The 16684-nt window shown below is 60.1% G+C and carries 17 protein-coding genes; all 17 read left to right on the top strand.

The window, feature by feature from the left end; translation table 11 throughout:
- The first annotated feature begins 52 nt into the window (after window positions 1–52).
- Window positions 53–595 carry a peptidylprolyl isomerase gene (locus ACQRAQ_RS07265; RefSeq protein ID WP_154516178.1) on the top strand — a complete coding sequence of 181 codons (543 nt, stop codon included), beginning with the start codon at window positions 53–55 and terminating at the stop codon, window positions 593–595.
- Window positions 596–607: 12 nt separating this feature from the next.
- Complete coding sequence (locus tag ACQRAQ_RS07260; protein WP_427794401.1) at window positions 608–1912, top strand: tetratricopeptide repeat protein; 1305 nt, start codon at window positions 608–610, stop codon at window positions 1910–1912.
- Window positions 1913–2039: 127 nt separating this feature from the next.
- Complete coding sequence (locus ACQRAQ_RS07255) at window positions 2040–3071, top strand: rod shape-determining protein (RefSeq protein ID WP_006236061.1); 1032 nt, start codon at window positions 2040–2042, stop codon at window positions 3069–3071.
- A gap of 78 nt (window positions 3072–3149) precedes the next feature.
- Window positions 3150–4091, top strand: coding sequence for a rod shape-determining protein MreC (gene mreC, locus ACQRAQ_RS07250; protein WP_427718710.1), 942 nt, complete (start codon window positions 3150–3152; stop codon window positions 4089–4091).
- 12 nt (window positions 4092–4103) lie between these two features.
- On the top strand, window positions 4104–4670 hold the full coding sequence (locus ACQRAQ_RS07245; RefSeq protein WP_427794400.1) for a hypothetical protein: 567 nt from the start codon (window positions 4104–4106) through the stop codon (window positions 4668–4670).
- Window positions 4671–4683: 13 nt separating this feature from the next.
- Complete coding sequence (mrdA, locus tag ACQRAQ_RS07240) at window positions 4684–6753, top strand: penicillin-binding protein 2 (protein WP_154516187.1); 2070 nt, start codon at window positions 4684–4686, stop codon at window positions 6751–6753.
- A 9-nt stretch (window positions 6754–6762) separates the two neighbouring features.
- Window positions 6763–7989 carry an FtsW/RodA/SpoVE family cell cycle protein gene (locus ACQRAQ_RS07235; protein WP_154516190.1) on the top strand — a complete coding sequence of 409 codons (1227 nt, stop codon included), beginning with the start codon at window positions 6763–6765 and terminating at the stop codon, window positions 7987–7989.
- An 18-nt stretch (window positions 7990–8007) separates the two neighbouring features.
- Complete coding sequence (locus ACQRAQ_RS07230) at window positions 8008–8937, top strand: YcjF family protein (RefSeq protein ID WP_427794399.1); 930 nt, start codon at window positions 8008–8010, stop codon at window positions 8935–8937.
- 9 nt (window positions 8938–8946) lie between these two features.
- On the top strand, window positions 8947–10824 hold the full coding sequence (locus ACQRAQ_RS07225; protein ID WP_427748094.1) for a TIGR03960 family B12-binding radical SAM protein: 1878 nt from the start codon (window positions 8947–8949) through the stop codon (window positions 10822–10824).
- Complete coding sequence (locus ACQRAQ_RS07220) at window positions 10821–11633, top strand: TIGR03936 family radical SAM-associated protein (RefSeq protein WP_427794398.1); 813 nt, start codon at window positions 10821–10823, stop codon at window positions 11631–11633. The genes ACQRAQ_RS07225 and ACQRAQ_RS07220 overlap by 4 nt, the downstream gene beginning before the upstream one ends.
- Before the next feature lie 67 nt (window positions 11634–11700).
- Window positions 11701–12075: a 50S ribosomal protein L21 gene (gene rplU, locus ACQRAQ_RS07215; protein WP_035138585.1), complete on the top strand. Its 375-nt coding sequence runs from the start codon at window positions 11701–11703 to the stop codon at window positions 12073–12075.
- A gap of 33 nt (window positions 12076–12108) precedes the next feature.
- The gene (gene rpmA, locus ACQRAQ_RS07210; RefSeq protein ID WP_154516202.1) at window positions 12109–12366 is read left to right on the top strand and encodes a 50S ribosomal protein L27; all 258 of its coding nucleotides are present in this window, start codon (window positions 12109–12111) and stop codon (window positions 12364–12366) included.
- An 85-nt stretch (window positions 12367–12451) separates the two neighbouring features.
- The gene (gene obgE / locus ACQRAQ_RS07205; RefSeq protein WP_427794397.1) at window positions 12452–13918 is read left to right on the top strand and encodes a GTPase ObgE; all 1467 of its coding nucleotides are present in this window, start codon (window positions 12452–12454) and stop codon (window positions 13916–13918) included.
- Between the two features lie 3 nt (window positions 13919–13921).
- Window positions 13922–14599, top strand: coding sequence for a nicotinate-nucleotide adenylyltransferase (gene nadD, locus ACQRAQ_RS07200; RefSeq protein ID WP_427794396.1), 678 nt, complete (start codon window positions 13922–13924; stop codon window positions 14597–14599).
- An 87-nt stretch (window positions 14600–14686) separates the two neighbouring features.
- Window positions 14687–15220, top strand: coding sequence for a bis(5'-nucleosyl)-tetraphosphatase (symmetrical) YqeK (yqeK, locus tag ACQRAQ_RS07195; protein WP_427718844.1), 534 nt, complete (start codon window positions 14687–14689; stop codon window positions 15218–15220).
- A gap of 28 nt (window positions 15221–15248) precedes the next feature.
- Window positions 15249–15704 (top strand): ribosome silencing factor, encoded by a 456-nt coding sequence (gene rsfS, locus ACQRAQ_RS07190; RefSeq protein ID WP_427794395.1) that lies wholly within the window; start codon window positions 15249–15251, stop codon window positions 15702–15704.
- Between the two features lie 230 nt (window positions 15705–15934).
- Entirely contained in the window at window positions 15935–16684 is a 750-nt protein-coding gene (locus ACQRAQ_RS07185) for a transposase (protein ID WP_427794394.1), read from the top strand.

Below are 16684 nucleotides of genomic sequence, written 5' to 3'. Positions count from 1 at the left end.
TTATTGCTACAATTCGTACAAATATGCTTTAAACGCACGAGGAAGGAACCACATGTTTGGTTTTAAGAAAGAGCTTTATACGCCCGAGTACCAGCTCGCTGGTGACGAGTGTGCGATTATCGAGACGTCGAAGGGTACGATCAAGGTCAAATTTGACGGCGAGGGCGCTCCCATCCATGTGGCGAACTTCTGCGAGCTTTCCACCATGGGCTTTTATGACGGCCTTAAGTTTCACCGCTATGTACCCGGCTTTGTGATCCAGGGCGGCGACCCCAATACCCGCGATATGTCCGGCGCCGACGTCGCCGCCGGCCTTGAGGGCCCCGACGGTATGCCCGGCACCGGTGGCCCCGGCTACTGCATCAAGGGAGAGTTTGCCACCAACCCGCGCAACAGCCATGTGGACGGTGCGCTTGCCATGGCGCGTTCTATGGATCCCGATTCCGCGGGCTCCCAGTTCTACTTCTGCCTGGGTGCCCAGCACAATCTGGATTCCGGTTACACCGTCTTTGGTACCACGGTCGAGGGCCTCGACGTGATTTCGCAGCTGCGTGCCGGCGACGAGATCGTCCATGTCGAGATCGTTCACGAGTAAAAGGGGACTTCCTTGAATAGCCAGCTGATTCAACAGGGTCGAGCCGCTTATCGTGCGGGCGACTTTTCTGCAGCCGCTCAGATGCTCGGTGCGGCAAAGACCCCCAGCGAGATCATGGGCGAGGCCGACCATCTGCGTGGCAACGCTCTGATGCACCTGGGTATGTATGCCGAGGCTGCCGAGGCGTACGCGGCTGCCCTCAACGACGGCACCTATGGAAAGCGCGGCGCGCTGCTCACCAACCGCGGCAAGGCGCTCGCTGCCGTGGGTGACTATGTGACCGCAGCCCAGGCGTTCTCCGCCGCAACGCAGGATGCTTCCTATGCCACGCCGTTTAAGGCCTATCTGGGTCTTGGCAACGCGCTGTTCCAGTCGGGCGATTTCGCCAATGCAGGCACTGCCTTCCGCCAGGCCGCCATCGATGGCGCCAATCCAGCCCCCGCGGCCGCCCTTGGCGAGCTCGGCCGCTGCTTCATCAAACTTGGCCGACCGGCGGACGCCGTGGAGACCTATCGCACGGCCATCGACTTTGCCGGTCCGCGCGATGACACGCGTGCGCTTAACGCGGGTATGGGCGAGGCGCTTTCTGCCGCGGGTCGTCCTTCCGAGGCGCTCGATGCCTTTAATGCCGCCACCGCCGACGGCATCTATCAGCTCACGCCCGAGCAGGCCGATGAGCTTGCCCGCGTGCACGATTCACTTGCCGCGCTTTCGGCCCAGACCGCCATGGCCACGGCCCCGGCGCCCGCCATGGATACGACTGCTGTCGATTCGCTCGATCCCACGGGTGCCACTGGCCAGTTTATGCCCGATCCGTCCGACACGGGCTTCTTTACGCTGTCCGAGTCCGAGATGGTCCAGCAGGATCGTCAGGACCGCAAGCAGGCCAAGGTCCGTCGTCGCCATCGCCATACGGGCCTCAAGGTCTTCTTGGTTTTGCTTCTGCTGATTGTTCTTGCCGCGGGCGGTTTGGGCTTTGCCTACACGCGCGGCATGGGTATCCCCTCGCAGGAGTCCGTCATCACCGATCTGTTCCAGGCTGCCGGCGACGGTGATACCGCCAAGGCCGAGTCCTGCCTGGCCTCCAGCCTGTCCGAGGACGCCAAGGCGATGATTATCTCCTCGATCCCGCAGGGCGCCACCGTCTCCATCGAGGGCATGGATCAGTCTATGACCGAGAGCACCGCGAAGGTGAAGGCTTCGCTGTCCAAGGGCGGCGAGCAGGAATATACCGTCAAATTCGTGCGCTCCGATAACCATATCGGCTGGGCGGTATCTTCGCTCGACATCGATTTCTCGGCCGCTGACAACCAGTAGTGACCTTATGAGATTTGGCGCTGCCCGGTGCTTCACCGCAAGTGAGGTGCCGGGCTTGCGCTAGTATGATGGGCTAGTAGTTTTCCAGCAATCATCCAACACATCAGGAGTTGCGTTGTTTTCTTTGATGGACATGTTCTTCGGTAGCTATGCGGGCGATCTAGCCATCGACCTCGGCACCGCCAATACGCTTGTCTCTGTGCGCGGCAAGGGCATTGTCATTCGCGAGCCTTCCGTCGTCGCCATCGACAAAAACGATGAGCGCATTCTTGCAGTCGGTATCGAGGCCAAGCGTATGCTTGGCCGTACGCCCGGCAACATTGTGGCCGTGCGTCCTCTTAAGGATGGCGTCATCGCCGACTTCGATGTCACCGAGGCCATGCTTCGCTACTTTATCGATAAGGCTTCCGAGAAGCGCTATCCGTGGACCCCTCGTCCGCGCGTCGTCGTATGCGTTCCCTCTGGTGTCACGTCGGTCGAGAAGCGCGCCGTGTTCGAGGCTACGATTCAGGCTGGCGCTCGCCAGGCCTATCTGATCGAGGAGCCTATGGCCGCGGCTATCGGTGCTGACTTGCCTGTCGAGGAGCCGACCGGCTCCATGGTCATCGATATCGGTGGCGGCACCACCGAGGTCGCCGTTATCGCCATGGGCGGTATCGTCGTGTCGCAGTCCATCCGCATTGCCGGCGACGAGTTCGATCAGGCTATCCTCACGCATGTTCGCGATGCCTACAATTTGGCCATCGGCGAGCGTACGGCCGAGGACATTAAGATTAAGGTCGGCTCTGCCGTGCCGCTCAAGGACGAGCTCGACGTCGAGGTCAATGGCCGCGACGTGATCACGGGCCTGCCCAAAACCGTGCGCATCGAGAGCGAGGAGATTCGTCGTGCGCTCAATAAGCCGCTCGACGAGATGGCCAAGGCCGTCAAGGACGCACTCGACGCCACGCCGCCCGATCTTGCCTCGGACCTTATGTACTACGGCATTCTGCTGACCGGCGGCGGTGCGCTGCTGCGCGGCCTCGACGTCCGCTTGCGCGATGAGACAGGCGTTTCGGTCAACGTGAGCCCCACGGCGCTCGACAACGTCGTAAACGGTTGTGCCCGCGTGCTCGAGGCCAACGCGTTTGACGGCGGTTTCGTCCAGACCAATGCTTAATTTCCAAAAGGTGGATTCCATTTGGCACGATCTTCGGGTTTCTCTTCAAATCTGAATACCAAACGACAATCAACGGGTATGCGCCCGTTGATTGTTTTCAGCCTGATTTCTGTGTTGCTGCTCACGTTTTACATTCGAGAGGGCGAGGCCGGGCCGATACATGCCGTGCGTTCGGGCGTCACGACAATCACCTCTCCGGTGCGTTTTGTTGGCTCGGCGGTGGCGGCGCCATTCAATGCCATCGGCAACGTGTTCTCCAACCTCACCGCTTCGCAGGAGTCGCTCGACGACCTTAAGAAGCAAAACGAGGTCCTCACTTCCAAGGTCGCGGAGCTTTCCGAGGCCCAAAAGACCGCTGAGCGCCTTGAGGGTCTTGTGGGCCTGCAGTCGACCTATAACCTCAAGTCCACTGCGGCTCGTATTGTCGGAGCCTCGGGTGACGCCTGGACGTCGACCGTCACCATCGATAAGGGTTCTGCCGACGGGCTTACCATCAACATGCCCGTGACGAGCTCGGCCGGCGTCATCGGCCAGATTATCGAGGTTTCGGCCAAGACATCGACCGTGCGCCTGATTGGCGACGAGAACTCTGGTGTGTCCGCCATGGTGCAGGACACGCGCGCACAAGGCATGCTACAGGGCCAGCCCGATGGCACGTTGCGTCTTGAGTACGTGAGCGTCGACTCCGATGTTAAGGTTGGCGATATCATCGTGACCTCGGGCATCGGTGGCGTGTTCCCCAAGGGACTGCCGCTTGGCACCGTGTCTTCGGTCGAGAAGTCGGCTAACGACGTGTACTACACCATTGTGGTGCGTGCGCAGACCACGGCCGAAAATAACGAGGAAGTGCTCGTCATCACCTCGCTCACCGACGAGCAGTCGGCTTCGGACGAGGACGTGAGCTCGGCCAATAGTACCCCGCAGGGCTCGTCGCGCGATGCCGCGACTCAGTCTAAGGACGAGAAATCGGATGATGATTCCGACACGGCCGAAGCGTCCGATTCTGGATCGAGCGAATAGGGAGGCATGTCCATGGATCTACACGAGCAGGGGACTGGCTCCCGTGTCTTTGCAATCGCCGCTTTCGTCTGCGTGCTGCTGCAGGCGGGACTGGCACCGCAAATCTCCATCGCGGGCGGTCGCGTCAACTTTATGATTATTTTGGTGTGCCTGGCCGTGTTTTCGGGCGACCCTACGCGTGCCGTCGTGTGCGGCTTTTGCAGCGGTCTGTTTTACGACCTTTCCGCCGCCGTGCCGGTGGGCGTTATGTCGCTGCTGCTGACCGTGGGCAGTTTTGCTTTGGTGCACAGCGCGGCTGGTCAGACGGGCGGCTCGCCGGGCGCGCGCGGCATTACCGTGGGCGCCTTTGCGCTTGCCATCAACGTGGTCTACAGCATCATCTTGCTGTTTATGGGTCTGGAGACGAGCTTTGTGGTGGCCATCTTTGGGCACGCTCTGCCGTCCTCGATCCTGACGGGCTTGATTGCCATTCCGTTTTTGATGTCCGGCGCCGCTCCGCAGTCTGGCTATGGGTTCTCCGCGCGCGGTGGGCGTCAGACGGGCATGCGCTTTAAGCCCAAGACCCGTAAGCTCAAATAGGGGAGGCCTATAGATGTCTTCCCAGTTGACGGTTGTTGTCGCCGGTATCGCGCTGGTCGTGGCCATTGTGGTCGCGCTGGTCATCATGCGCCGCGGTGACTCCCGCTTCACCTACGACACACAGCACGGAACGGCCCCGCGCGCCACCGAGGGCGAGGGCAATACGGCCGCTACGGCCTTCAAGGGCCGTTTTTCCATCCTCACCACGGGTGTGGGTGCCATGTTTGCCGCGCTTGCCGTTAAGCTGTGGGGCATGCAGATGGTCTCGTCGGACTACTACGACAAGCAGGCCAAGAGCAATCAGACCCGTACCGTTACCACGCCTGCCGTGCGTGGCCGCATCTTGGACCGCAACGGCGTCGCACTGGTGCAAAACCGCCCCTCGCTCGCCGTCGTCGCCTATCGCGATCTTGCCGACGACAAGGTACTGGTGCGTCATCTTGCCAACGTGCTCGGCATGCCGTATGTCGCGGTGCTGCGCAACATCCAGGACAATTCCGAGGGCGCGCAGAGCCTGCATACGATCGCGACTGACGTGCGCCGCTCTACCGTCGCCTACATTCAGGAGCACGCCGGTGAGTTTCCCGGCGTGAAGATCGCCGAGCGTACCGAGCGCCAGTACCCGTATGGCGAGACCGCCTGCCATATTTTGGGCTATACCGGTACCATTACCTCCGAGCAGCTCGAGGCGCAGAACAAGAAGTCGTCGGACGGCAACGAAAGCGCGGCTGGCCAGATCTCGTATCAATCGGGCGATATTGTGGGTCAGGCGGGCGTAGAGATTTACTACGAAAATCTGCTGCAGGGCATTCGCGGTGAGCAGACCGTGAAAGTTGACGCCTCGGGTAACGTTACCGGTCAAGCCGGCGCCGTTCCCGCCAAGGCCGGTTCTGACATTAAGCTTACGCTCGATCTTAAGATTCAACAGGCCTGCGAGACGGCTCTGGCGAATGCCATTGAGCTTGCCAAGACTACGGGCCATAGCAATGCCGGCAACGGTGCCGTGGTGTGCCTTGACCCCAACAACGGCGAGATCTTGGGCATGGCAAGCGAACCCAAGTTTGATCCTTCTGTCTTTATCGGCGGCGTTTCCAATGACGTGTGGACCGAGCTTAACGATGACGAGGGCTCGCATCCGCTGCTCAACCGCGCCATTAGCGGCCAGTACATGTCCGCCTCGACCATCAAACCCCTCTCGGCGTTGGCTGGCCTCGAATTTGGCACGTACACTTCGAGTCAAACGACCAACTGCACGGGATATTGGACCGGCTTGGGCAAATCTTGGGGAAAGTACTGCTGGCTGCACTCCGGCCACGGCACGATGACGCTGCAGTCCGGTATCGCCAACTCCTGCGACCCCGTGTTCTACGATATGGGCAAGGCCTTTTTCTACAACGACCAGCATCCCGAAGGCCTGCAAGAGGTCTTTCGCCGTTGGGGCCTGGGCAAGACCTGCGGCATCGACCTGCCGAGTGAGGGCGCGGGCCGCATTCCCGATGCCGAGTGGAAAGAGTCGTACTTTACCGACGCCTCGGCCGAGGACCGCAAGTGGAATGCCGGCGATATGACCAACATCGCCATCGGCCAGGGCGACATTCTGGTGACACCGCTGCAGATGGCCTGCGCCTACATGGGTATTGCCAACGGCGGCAAACAGTATGTGCCGCATGTGTTCTTATCTGCTGTCTCGCGTGATGGCGACGGCGATGCCTACAAGTACAACGGCAAGGGTAAAAAGAAGCGCCTTGAGGCCCAAATTAACAACGATGCCGATCTTGCGCTGGTCCGCAACGGCATGCACGATGTGATTTACTCGGCGTCGACTTCGACCGCCGCGCACTTTAACTCCCTGACCCCTACGGTCTACGGCAAGTCCGGCACGGGCGAGAAGAGCGGCGAGGACGATTACGCGTGGTTTTGCGCCTACGCGCCGGCCGATGACCCCAAGTACGTGATCGCCACTGTCTTGGAACAGGGCGGTGGCGGCTCCGATACCGCCCTGCACGTTGTGCGCGATGTCCTCGGTGCGATTTATGACGAGCCCGACACGTCGACGGCCACGGGCGATTCCTCGGTTCGATAGGAGGTTGCGATGGACTTTTCGCCGGCGGACCTGTTCCGCTCAACCAAAACCGGCTCTCGCAGCAGCCTGGACCGCGTCAACAAGCAGATTTCCGCATCGCGCGGAACGTTTCGCCAAAAGGTGCACGTCGGCGTGCTGTTGGCGACTGTGGCGCTCGTCACCTATGGCGCCATTATTATCTGGTCCGCCTCGCAGTTTAAAGCCGATGCCTCGTTCTCGCGTCACCTGCTGGGTATCGGTATTGGCGCGGTGCTGGCGGTGCTCGTCTGGCGCACCGACCTGCGCGGCATTTCCAACTTTTCGACGGCCCTGCTCGTCATCGATCTCATCGTAATCTTCTCGCCTAAGATTCCGGGCCTGTCCTACACGGGCGGCTTGGGAATGACGGGTTGGATCAAGATTCCCGGTATCGGTTTAACATTCCAGCCCGTTGAGCTTGCCAAGCTCATCACCATCTTCTTTATGGCCACGCTTGGCTCGCAGTACAACGGGCGCATCGATACCGCTCGCGACTACATTAAGCTCTGCGGCATGCTGTCCGTTCCGTTTTTGGCCGTCGTCGCCATGGGCGATTTGGGCTCGGGTCTGGTCGTGCTGGTGTCGGGCGCCATCGTCATCTGCATGAGCGGTGCGCGCCGCGAATGGGTGCTGTCGACTTTGGCTCTGCTCGTGGGTTTGGTGGCGCTCGTCCTGGCGCTCGATTCGGTCTTCGATTCGCTGCTCGGTCATGATGTGCTCATTAAGCAGTACCAGATGAATCGTCTGACGGTCTTTATCGACCCCGACAACGCCGATTCGGACGATGCGTATAACCTGCAGCAGTCGTTGATCGCGGTCGGCTCGGGCGGTTTCTTTGGTAAGGGCCTGGGGCATGCGACGCAGTCGGCCGGCGGCTTCCTGCCCGAGTTCCATACCGACTTCGTCTTCGCCTTTTTGTCAGAGACGTTCGGCTTCTGCGGTTCCTTTTTGTTGCTGTGCCTGTACGTACTGCTCATCTTCTCGACGATTCGCGTCGCCTTTAAGTGCGAGTCTCTGTTTCTACGCTTGTCATGCGTGGGTATTGTAGGCATGTGGGCATTTCAGACGTTCGAGAACATCGGCATGTGCATTGGCATGATGCCGATTACCGGTATTCCGCTGCCGTTCATTAGCTTCGGTTCATCGTCGATGATGATCCAGTTGCTGACGGTGGGTATCGTACAATCCATATGGCGGCATCGTTCGGGCGCCGCGTAACCGCTGGAGGGGTTTGCCATGAAGATTCCCGTGGAAAAGCTGACCCGCGCTTTTAAAATGGGCGCGACCACCAAGAGGGATTCCGATACGCCGGTGCGCGTTTCGGTCTACCTGGATTCGACTGCCTCGCGTTTTTTGGTCGAGACGGTGCGCGATGCCTTTGTGCCGCAGACGACTTCGGGTATTGTCCGCGTTGAGCGTCTGGGGGAGGAGCGTATCGTCCCCAAGACCGATACCGACGTGGTGCTGGTGCTTTCGTGCGGATCTGAGCGCCTTGAGAGTGCTGTACAGGAGCTCGTCATTGCCGGCGCGCCCGTGTGCGTGCTGGCCGAGTCCGCTGTCGAGGTGCCTTTTATCCAGGATTCCACGCCCATGCTCGGCGTGGTAGCGGCCACCGATAAGACGTATCTGCTCGAGACACTCGCCCGCTGGATCCTGGACCGTACGGAAAAGGAGACGGCCTTTGCGGCGAACTTTGCCTTTATGCGCATCGCCGCCGCCAACCGCATCATCACCTCGTGCGCGCTTACCAATATGGCGACGGGCGCGCTGGTGTTTTTGCCGGGGGCCGATTATCCCGTTATGGCGCTGGCGCAGGTTGGCATGCTCTTTGAGCTTGCGGCCATCTTTGGACGCGGCATTAAGCCCGAGCGCGGCTACGAGGTCGCGGGCGTGCTTGCCGGCGGCTTGGTAATGCGCGCTGTCACTCGTGCCCTGGTAAAGCAGACGCCGCATATCGGCTTTGCCGTCAAGGCACTCTCCGCCGCCGTCGGCACCTATGGCATGGGTCGTGCGCTCGTGTCTCTCTACGAGCGCGATATCGACTACAGCCGTGCCAACGAGGTGGTTGCCGCCACGTTCTCGCGCGTCCGCGACCTGGTGACCACGGTTGCCGGCGCTACCCGTCCCATGAATCCTTTTGAGGATGCATCCGATCTCGCTGCTTAGGGGTTTCTTTTGCGCGTTCCATACCAAGACTGTTTTCATTTGATTGAGCCGCTGCTCGCGAAGGTCGAAAAGCCGAGTCGCTATATCGACCACGAGTGGGGTACGCTCTCCAAGGCCGATGCCGACTATCGTTGCTGCATGATTTACCCGGACGTGTACGAGGTCGGCCTGCCCAACCAGGGTATCGCCATCCTGTACAACATCCTTAACCAGGCCGAGGGCATCTCCTGTGAGCGCGGTTATGTGCCGTGGCCCGATATGGGCGATGCCATGCGCGAGGCCGGTATCCCGCTGCTGTCGCTCGAGGGCGCAGCGCCCGTGGCCTCGTTTGATATCGTCGGTATGCATGTGCCGCACGAGATGGCCGTGACAAACTTTCTCGAGGCGCTCGACCTCGCCGGCATTCCGCTGCTGGCTGCTGACCGCACCGAGGACGATCCCATCGTCGTCGCCGGCGGACCTTCGGTTTATAACCCCGAGCCGTATGCGGCCTTCTTCGATGCCATCCTGATTGGCGAGGGTGAGGAGTCGCTGCTCGAGATCTGCCAGTTGCATCGCCGCCTGCGTGACGAGGGCGTCCCGCGCGCCCAGATTGTCGAGCGGCTCGCGACCGTCTCCGGTACCTACGTGCCGTCGCTGTACGAGGTGCGCTATGACGAACCCTGCTCACCGCACGGCTACACCGTGCCGCGTGAGGGTAAGGACGTCCCGCCGGTGGTCTACAAGCGCGTCGTCGAGGACTTTGGCGCTACCAATCCATTGTCGCAGTCGTGCGTGCCCTATGCGCAGCTCGTTCACGATCGCCTGTCTATCGAGATCCTGCGCGGCTGCGCTCGCGGTTGCCGTTTTTGCCAGGCCGGCATGACGTATCGCCCGGTGCGCGAGCGCTCGGCCGACCAGATCGTGTCCTCGGTGATCCAGGGCCTGGAAAAGACCGGCTATGACGAGGTGTCGCTTACGTCGCTTTCGACCACCGATCACTCCTGCATCCGCGATGTGCTCGGTCGCCTTAACCGCCGCCTGGAAGATACGGGCATTCGCGTGTCCATTCCCTCGCAGCGCCTGGATTCGTTTGGCGTGGATATGGCTGAGTCGGTCGCCGGAGAAAAGAAGGGCGGTCTGACGTTTGCCCCCGAGGCCGGTAGCCAGCGCATGCGCGACATCATCAACAAGAACGTGACCGAGGAGGACGTGGACCGCGCGGCCAAGGCGGCCTTCGAGGCCGGCTGGAACCGCATGAAGCTCTACTTTATGATGGGTCTTCCCGGTGAGCGCGATGAGGATATCGTGGCCATCGCCAACCTGGCCGACCATGTGCTCGAGCTCGGCCGCTCCGTGGTACCCAAGGCGCGCCGCGGCTCCATCTCGGTGTCCATCTCGGTGTCGGTGTTTATCCCCAAGGCCGCCACGCCTTTCCAGTGGTGCCCGCAGCTCGATTACGACGATGTCAAACGCCGTCAGAAGCTCCTCATTACGAGCGTTCGCAACCGTGCGGTCCGCGTGCACTACCACGATGCCGAGACCTCGCTTATCGAGGCGGCGCTGTCTCGTGCAGGCCGCGACATGACGCCTGTCATCATCGATGCCTGGCGTGCCGGTTCGCGTTTTGACGCCTGGGTGGAGCATTTCTCGCTCGATAACTGGAAGGAGGCCGCGGCCAAAAACGGCATCGACCTCAACGAGCTCGTGCACCTGCCCTACGAGCTGGACTGGCACCTGCCCTGGGAGCACGTGAGCCCCGGTTGCTCGCGCGGCTTCCTCGAGCGCGAATACCGTCGCTCGCTGGAGGGTGTCACGACGCCCGACTGCACCCGCACGTCGTGCACCGGCTGCGGAATCTGCCCCACGCTCCACGCCAAGAACGTATTGGTGGGTGATCGCGCATGAGTGAGCGCTTGACCGACAACCCCACGCTCTTTAGGCTTCGCGTTCGCTACGGCAAGCGCGATCGTCTCAAGTACCTGGGCCATTTGGAACTAATCCATACCATTGAGCGTATCGTGCGTCGCGCGGGGCTGCCCTATGCTGTGACGCAGGGCTTCTCTCCGCACATGCGCGTGGGCTTTTCGTCGGCGCTGCCCGTGGGCACGTCGTCGACCTGCGAGTGGTATGACCTGTTTATGACCGAGTTCGTCGCGCTCGACGAGGCCTTTGGGCGACTGGCCGCGGCATCTCCGGCCGATTTGGCGCCCATCGAGGCCGCCTACATCGACGTGCGCACGCCGGCGCTGACGGCGCAGCTCACGCGCCTGTCGTACCGCATCGACCTGCACCTGGACCCTGAGTCACCCGTGAGCGCCGATGAGGTGCGCGCCGCGATTGACACGTTGCGTGCGGCCCACGGCATCGATTATGCGCGCGGTAAAAAGAGCAAGCGCCTGGACTTGGACCATACGCTCGTGGGCTACGAGCTTAAGGCGGGGGAGCGCCCGGACCATCTGGTGCTCATACTCGACACCCATGCCGACAACGAGGGCTCCATGCGTCCGGAAATTTTGCTTTCTGCTGCTGATGTTTTCTTGCAGGGCTTGACCCCGGGCGTCGATGCACCTATTGTTTCCACCGGTATGCAAGACCTCGTGACCATCTGCTCCTACGATGTCGAGCGTCAGAATCAAGCATGCGAAGACGACGAGGGCCGACTCGTCAGCCCCATACCTGTGCGAACTTGTGGATTTGCTCCACATACTCGTTGACGGGGATATTATCGCCTGCTACTATATTCGGCTGTTGCACTAACTGATGCATGAAGGGCAAGTAAACATGTACGCAATCGTTAACACGGGCGGCAAGCAGTACAAGGTCGCCACCGACGATGTCATCACCGTCGAGAAGATCGAGGGCAATGAGGGCGACAAGGTCACCCTGCCGGTCATCTTCCTCAACGATGGTAAGAAGATCGTCACCGATCCCGACAAGCTGGCCAAGGCCAAGGTTACCGCTCAGATCGTTGAGCAGTTCAAGGGCGAGAAGCAGCTGGTCTTCAAGTTCCACAAGCGTAAGCGCTATCGTCGTCTGAAGGGTCACCGTCAGCAGCTCACCAAGCTGAAGATCGTGAAGGTTCAGGCTACCTCCCGCGCCAAGAAGGCTGTCAAGGCAGAGGCTGAGGCTGTTGCCGAGGCTCCCGTCGCCGAGTAGATTACACTCGTAACGAAAGAGTAGGTATACACAATGGCACACAAAAAAGGACTCGGTTCCTCCCGTAATGGCCGTGACTCCCGCGGTCAGCGCCTTGGCACGAAGCGCTTCGCCGGCCAGACGGTAACCACGGGCACGATTCTCGTCCGTCAGCATGGCACGCACATCCACCCGGGTGCGAACGTTGGCCGTGGCAAGGACGACACGCTGTTCGCGCTGGTCGACGGTACCGTTGAGTTCCACAAGGGTATCAAGCACAGGGTCAGCGTACGCCCGCTCGCGAACGCGTAATTCACCCTTCATAGAGCACATATGTGGGAGGCACTTGAGTTTTAGGATTCAAGGGTCTCCCTCTTTTTTGTAGGAGGCGATTCTGTTGTCACAGTTCACCGATATCAGCCGCATTAACGTTTGCGGCGGCGACGGCGGAGCCGGATGCATGTCGTTTAGGCGCGAGGCATTTGTTCCCAAGGGCGGCCCCGATGGCGGCGACGGCGGCCGTGGCGGCAATGTCGTCATCCAGGCCGATGCTCAGCTGTCTTCGCTGATCGATTACCGCTTTAAGCATCACTTCCGTGCCGAGCGCGGAACGCACGGCCAGGGTGCCCGTCGCAATGGCAAGAGCGGCGAGGACCTGATTTTGAAAGTTCCCATGGGCACCGTAGTCCGCGAGCTCGATCCCGAGACGCAGACCCCGATGTTCGAGATTGCCGACCTGGTGCACGACGGCGAGCGCGTTGTCGTGGCGCCCGGTGGGGCCGGCGGTCTGGGCAACACCCACTTTGTGACGTCGGTGCGCCGCGCGCCCGCGTTTGCCCAGCTGGGTGAGCCTGCCGAGGAGCACTGGATCGAGCTCGAGATGAAACTTATGGCCGATGCCGCGCTCGTGGGCTTTCCCTCGGTGGGCAAGTCCTCGCTCATCGCGCGTATGAGTGCCGCCCGTCCTAAGATCGCCGACTACCCGTTTACCACGCTTGTGCCCAACTTGGGCATGGTGCGTGCCGGTGAGTACTCCTATGTCGTTGCCGACGTACCGGGTCTCATCGAGGGTGCGAGTGAAGGCAAGGGCCTGGGTCACCAGTTCCTGCGCCATATTGAGCGCACTGCTTTGATCATGCACGTTGTCGATATGACGGGCGGTTTTGAGGATCGCGACCCGGTTGAGGACTATCGCATCATTAACCGTGAGCTCGAGCAGTATGGTGCCGAGCTCTCGGAGCGCCCGCAGATCGTCGTCGCCAACAAGTGCGATGCGCCGGGTACGGCCGACAAGATTGCCGACCTTAAGCGTGCGGCGCTCGACGACGGCCACATGTTTTTTGCCGTTTCCGCCGTTACGGGTGCCGGCCTCAACACCCTGATGCTTGCCGTGGGCGAGCAGGTGGCTAAGCTCCGCGCGGAGCTTGCGGTCTCTGATGAGCCGGTCGATTTGCGCGATGAGGAGTGGGAGCGTCGCCGTCTGCAGCGCGAGAAGCGCTTCCGCATTGTTGAGGAAGAGCCGGGTGCTTTCCGCGTGGTTGGTCGCGCGATCGAGCGCATGGTTATCCAAACCGACTGGGAAAACGAGGAAGCTGTCATCTACCTGCAGCATAAGTTTGCGCGCATGGGTGTCGACGACGCGCTCGAGAAGGCCGGCTGCCGTGCGGGCGACGAGGTTCGCATTTGCCAGCGCGCCTTTGACTTTGAGGGCGCCGAGGACTTCTCGGAGTTCGAGGACGAGCTCGAGGATGCTGGCGTTGAGGTTATTGACGTAGCGGCCGAGGATGCGGACGCGGCTCATGTCGCCGATGGCTCCGAAGGCGCTACCGAAGTCGACGTTATTGAGACCCCGGAGGGCGAGTAAGCCATGTCGCTGCGCGGTGGAATCGGATTGCCTGAGCTGCCCATCAAGGATGGGCACGAGTTTCGGCTTGGCATTATGGGCGGCACCTTTGACCCGATTCATTACGGGCACTTGGTTACCGCCGAGCAGGCTCGCGAGTCGCTCGACTTGGACGCCGTGCTCTTTATGCCGGCCGGCTCTCCTGCCTTTAAACTCGACAAACCGGTGACGCCTGCCGAGGACCGTTATGCCATGACGGTCCTCGCGACTGCCGCGAACCCGGCCTTTTTGGCAAGCCGCTTCGAGATCGATCGTGCCGGTGTCACCTATACAGCCGATACGCTGCGTGCCCTTCGCGAGTTTTACCCGCCACAGGTGAAGCTTTACTTTATTACGGGTGCCGATGCGATTATCGATATTGTGACCTGGCACAATGCTCACGAGATTGCCGAACTGGCAACCTTTATCGCTGCGACACGTCCCGGCTTTGACATCGATACGGCCCGGGCGAGGATTAAGGAATCGGGGCTGCCATTCGATGTGCGCTATATTCAGATTCCGGCGCTGGCGATTAGCTCGACCAACATTCGCAAGCGGGTTGCCCGCGGCATGAGCGTGCGCTATCTTACGAGCGAGTCCGTGCTCGGCTATATCCGTAAACGAGGCCTGTATGCCGATCTTGGGCAAGACGATTTTGATTGACGGGGGAAAACGTTGTCGGTAGAAGATCAGTTTGAGGGCGACGAGCGCGCTCTCTTGACGCGTATCCACGAGTTGCTCGATGTGCGCATGAAGGATAAGCGTAAGCGCTACGTGCATTCGCTCGGGGTTGCCGAGACGGCACTGCACCTAGCCGAGGTATACGGTGTCGACCGCTTTGATGCCGCTGCCGCTGGCCTGATCCATGACTGGGACAAAGTGCTCTCCGACGACGAGCTGGTCACGCGCGCTCTGCATTATGGCATTAAGATTGCCGGCTCTCCGTCTGCCGCGACGCCGCTTTTGCATGGCCCGGTTGCCGCCTATGAGCTTCCGCAGCTTTTTCCCGAGCTGTCGCCGGCGGTCTTTCAGGCTGTCGACCGTCACACCGTGGGCGCTTGCGACATGACGCCACTCGATATGGTGGTCTTTGTGGCCGATGCCATCGAACCCAACCGCCACGGCGATTATGCCCATGCGCTGCGCAAGATGGTGGGGAAGTCCTCGCTCGACGAGTTGTTCTTCTCCTGTTTTGCGCAGGGTCTGGTCTATGTGATCCAGTCCGGGCGCTATCTTTATCCCACGGCTATTACGATTTACAACCATTACGCCCAGCTGCGCTAGCTCGGGTGCGTCTAGAAAGAGGTATTCCATGGCCGATGAGACCATGACCGACGAGCAGATTCTTGAAGGTGCGGAGCACAAGAGTTTTGTGGCCACGTCCGACCGCACTGCCGCGACGCTCTCCGCCAGCGGTGTCGCCGCCGAGGATGTCGCCCGCGCTGCCGCGCAGGCCGCCTACGACAAGAAAGGCGAGGACGTTCAGGTGCTCGATCTGACTGAGCTTTCCGATGTTTGCGACTACTTTGTCCTTGCTACCGGCACCAACAACCGCCAGGTTGATTCCATCGTCGACGAGATTGAGGAGAAAGTCGCCGAGGCTTGCGGCGAGCACCCGTTTTCCATTGAGGGCCGCGAGCAGAAGACCTGGATGCTCATGGACTACGGTTCGGTTGTCGTCCACGTCTTCACTCCCGAGGTGCGTGAGTTCTACCGCCTCGAAAAGCTCTGGGGCGATGCTCCCCAGCTCTCCCTGGACCTCCTCTAGTAGCTCATTTGGGACGGGGCTTTTTTAGCTACCCTCAAGTATTTCGCCGGGCAGTCGCGTTTTTCCGCGGCCGCCCGGCTTTCTTTTTGCCCAAAAGTAGCTAATTTGGGACGGGGCTTTTTTAGCTACTACCTACCGTTCGCCGAACATCGCGATTTATAGCTCCCAGTACGTTTTTTTCTACTCTGGCTCGGGTAACGTAATTGTCATCTGTAGAGGAGGGGATGCGTATGACTCGGACTGCGCGAGAAATCTCTGTATATGGTTTTTACCATGTCGTCCAAAAGGGATGTGCCGACCAACTCATATTTGAGGATGACGAAGATCGGCTCTATCTGATTCGGCTGATTGCTTCGAAATGCCAGAAGTTTAACGTGGATGTCATCGCGTGGTGCCTTATGGATAACCATATTCATCTTCTGCTTGACGACGAGCATGTTCATCTGAGCGATTGCATGCATTCGATTACGACGGCGTATGCCATGTATTTCAACTCAAAGACAGGCAGGAAGGGGCCTGTTTTCCAGGATCGATTTAAGAGTGTGCCGATCCTCGATGATGATCAGCTGCTCAACTGCGTGAGATACATTCACGACAATCCCGCGAAGGCGAGGATTGGGACCGCTTCGCTGTATCGATGGAGCAGCTTTCGCGAGTATATGGGATATCCGGGTATCTGCAAAACGGATTGCGTTCTCGGGTTGCTCGGTGACTCTCAGAGATTTTTTGCCTTCAGCACCTCGGGTGAGCCCAATCGCTATTGCTTCCGTGACGGCGCTCATGTGAGCGACACAGATGCGCTGGAGTTTGCGCAGGCGCTTCTTAAGCCGTACGAGCCTCATCACCTTAAGGCTTTGCCAAAGGGGGCGCGCGATGCCTGCATTCGTACTTTGAAGAGCGAGGGCTTTTCGATTAAACAGATCGTCCGTCTTACGGGCATTGGACACTGCACCATACAAAAGGTCAAAGTCAAAAAATAG

This window comes from Collinsella sp. SGI.178 (assembly GCF_050313495.1).
GTDB lineage: Bacteria > Actinomycetota > Coriobacteriia > Coriobacteriales > Coriobacteriaceae > Collinsella.
The sequence above is the reverse complement of the archived record's forward strand: the minus strand, read 5'-3'. Positions and strand labels throughout refer to the sequence as shown.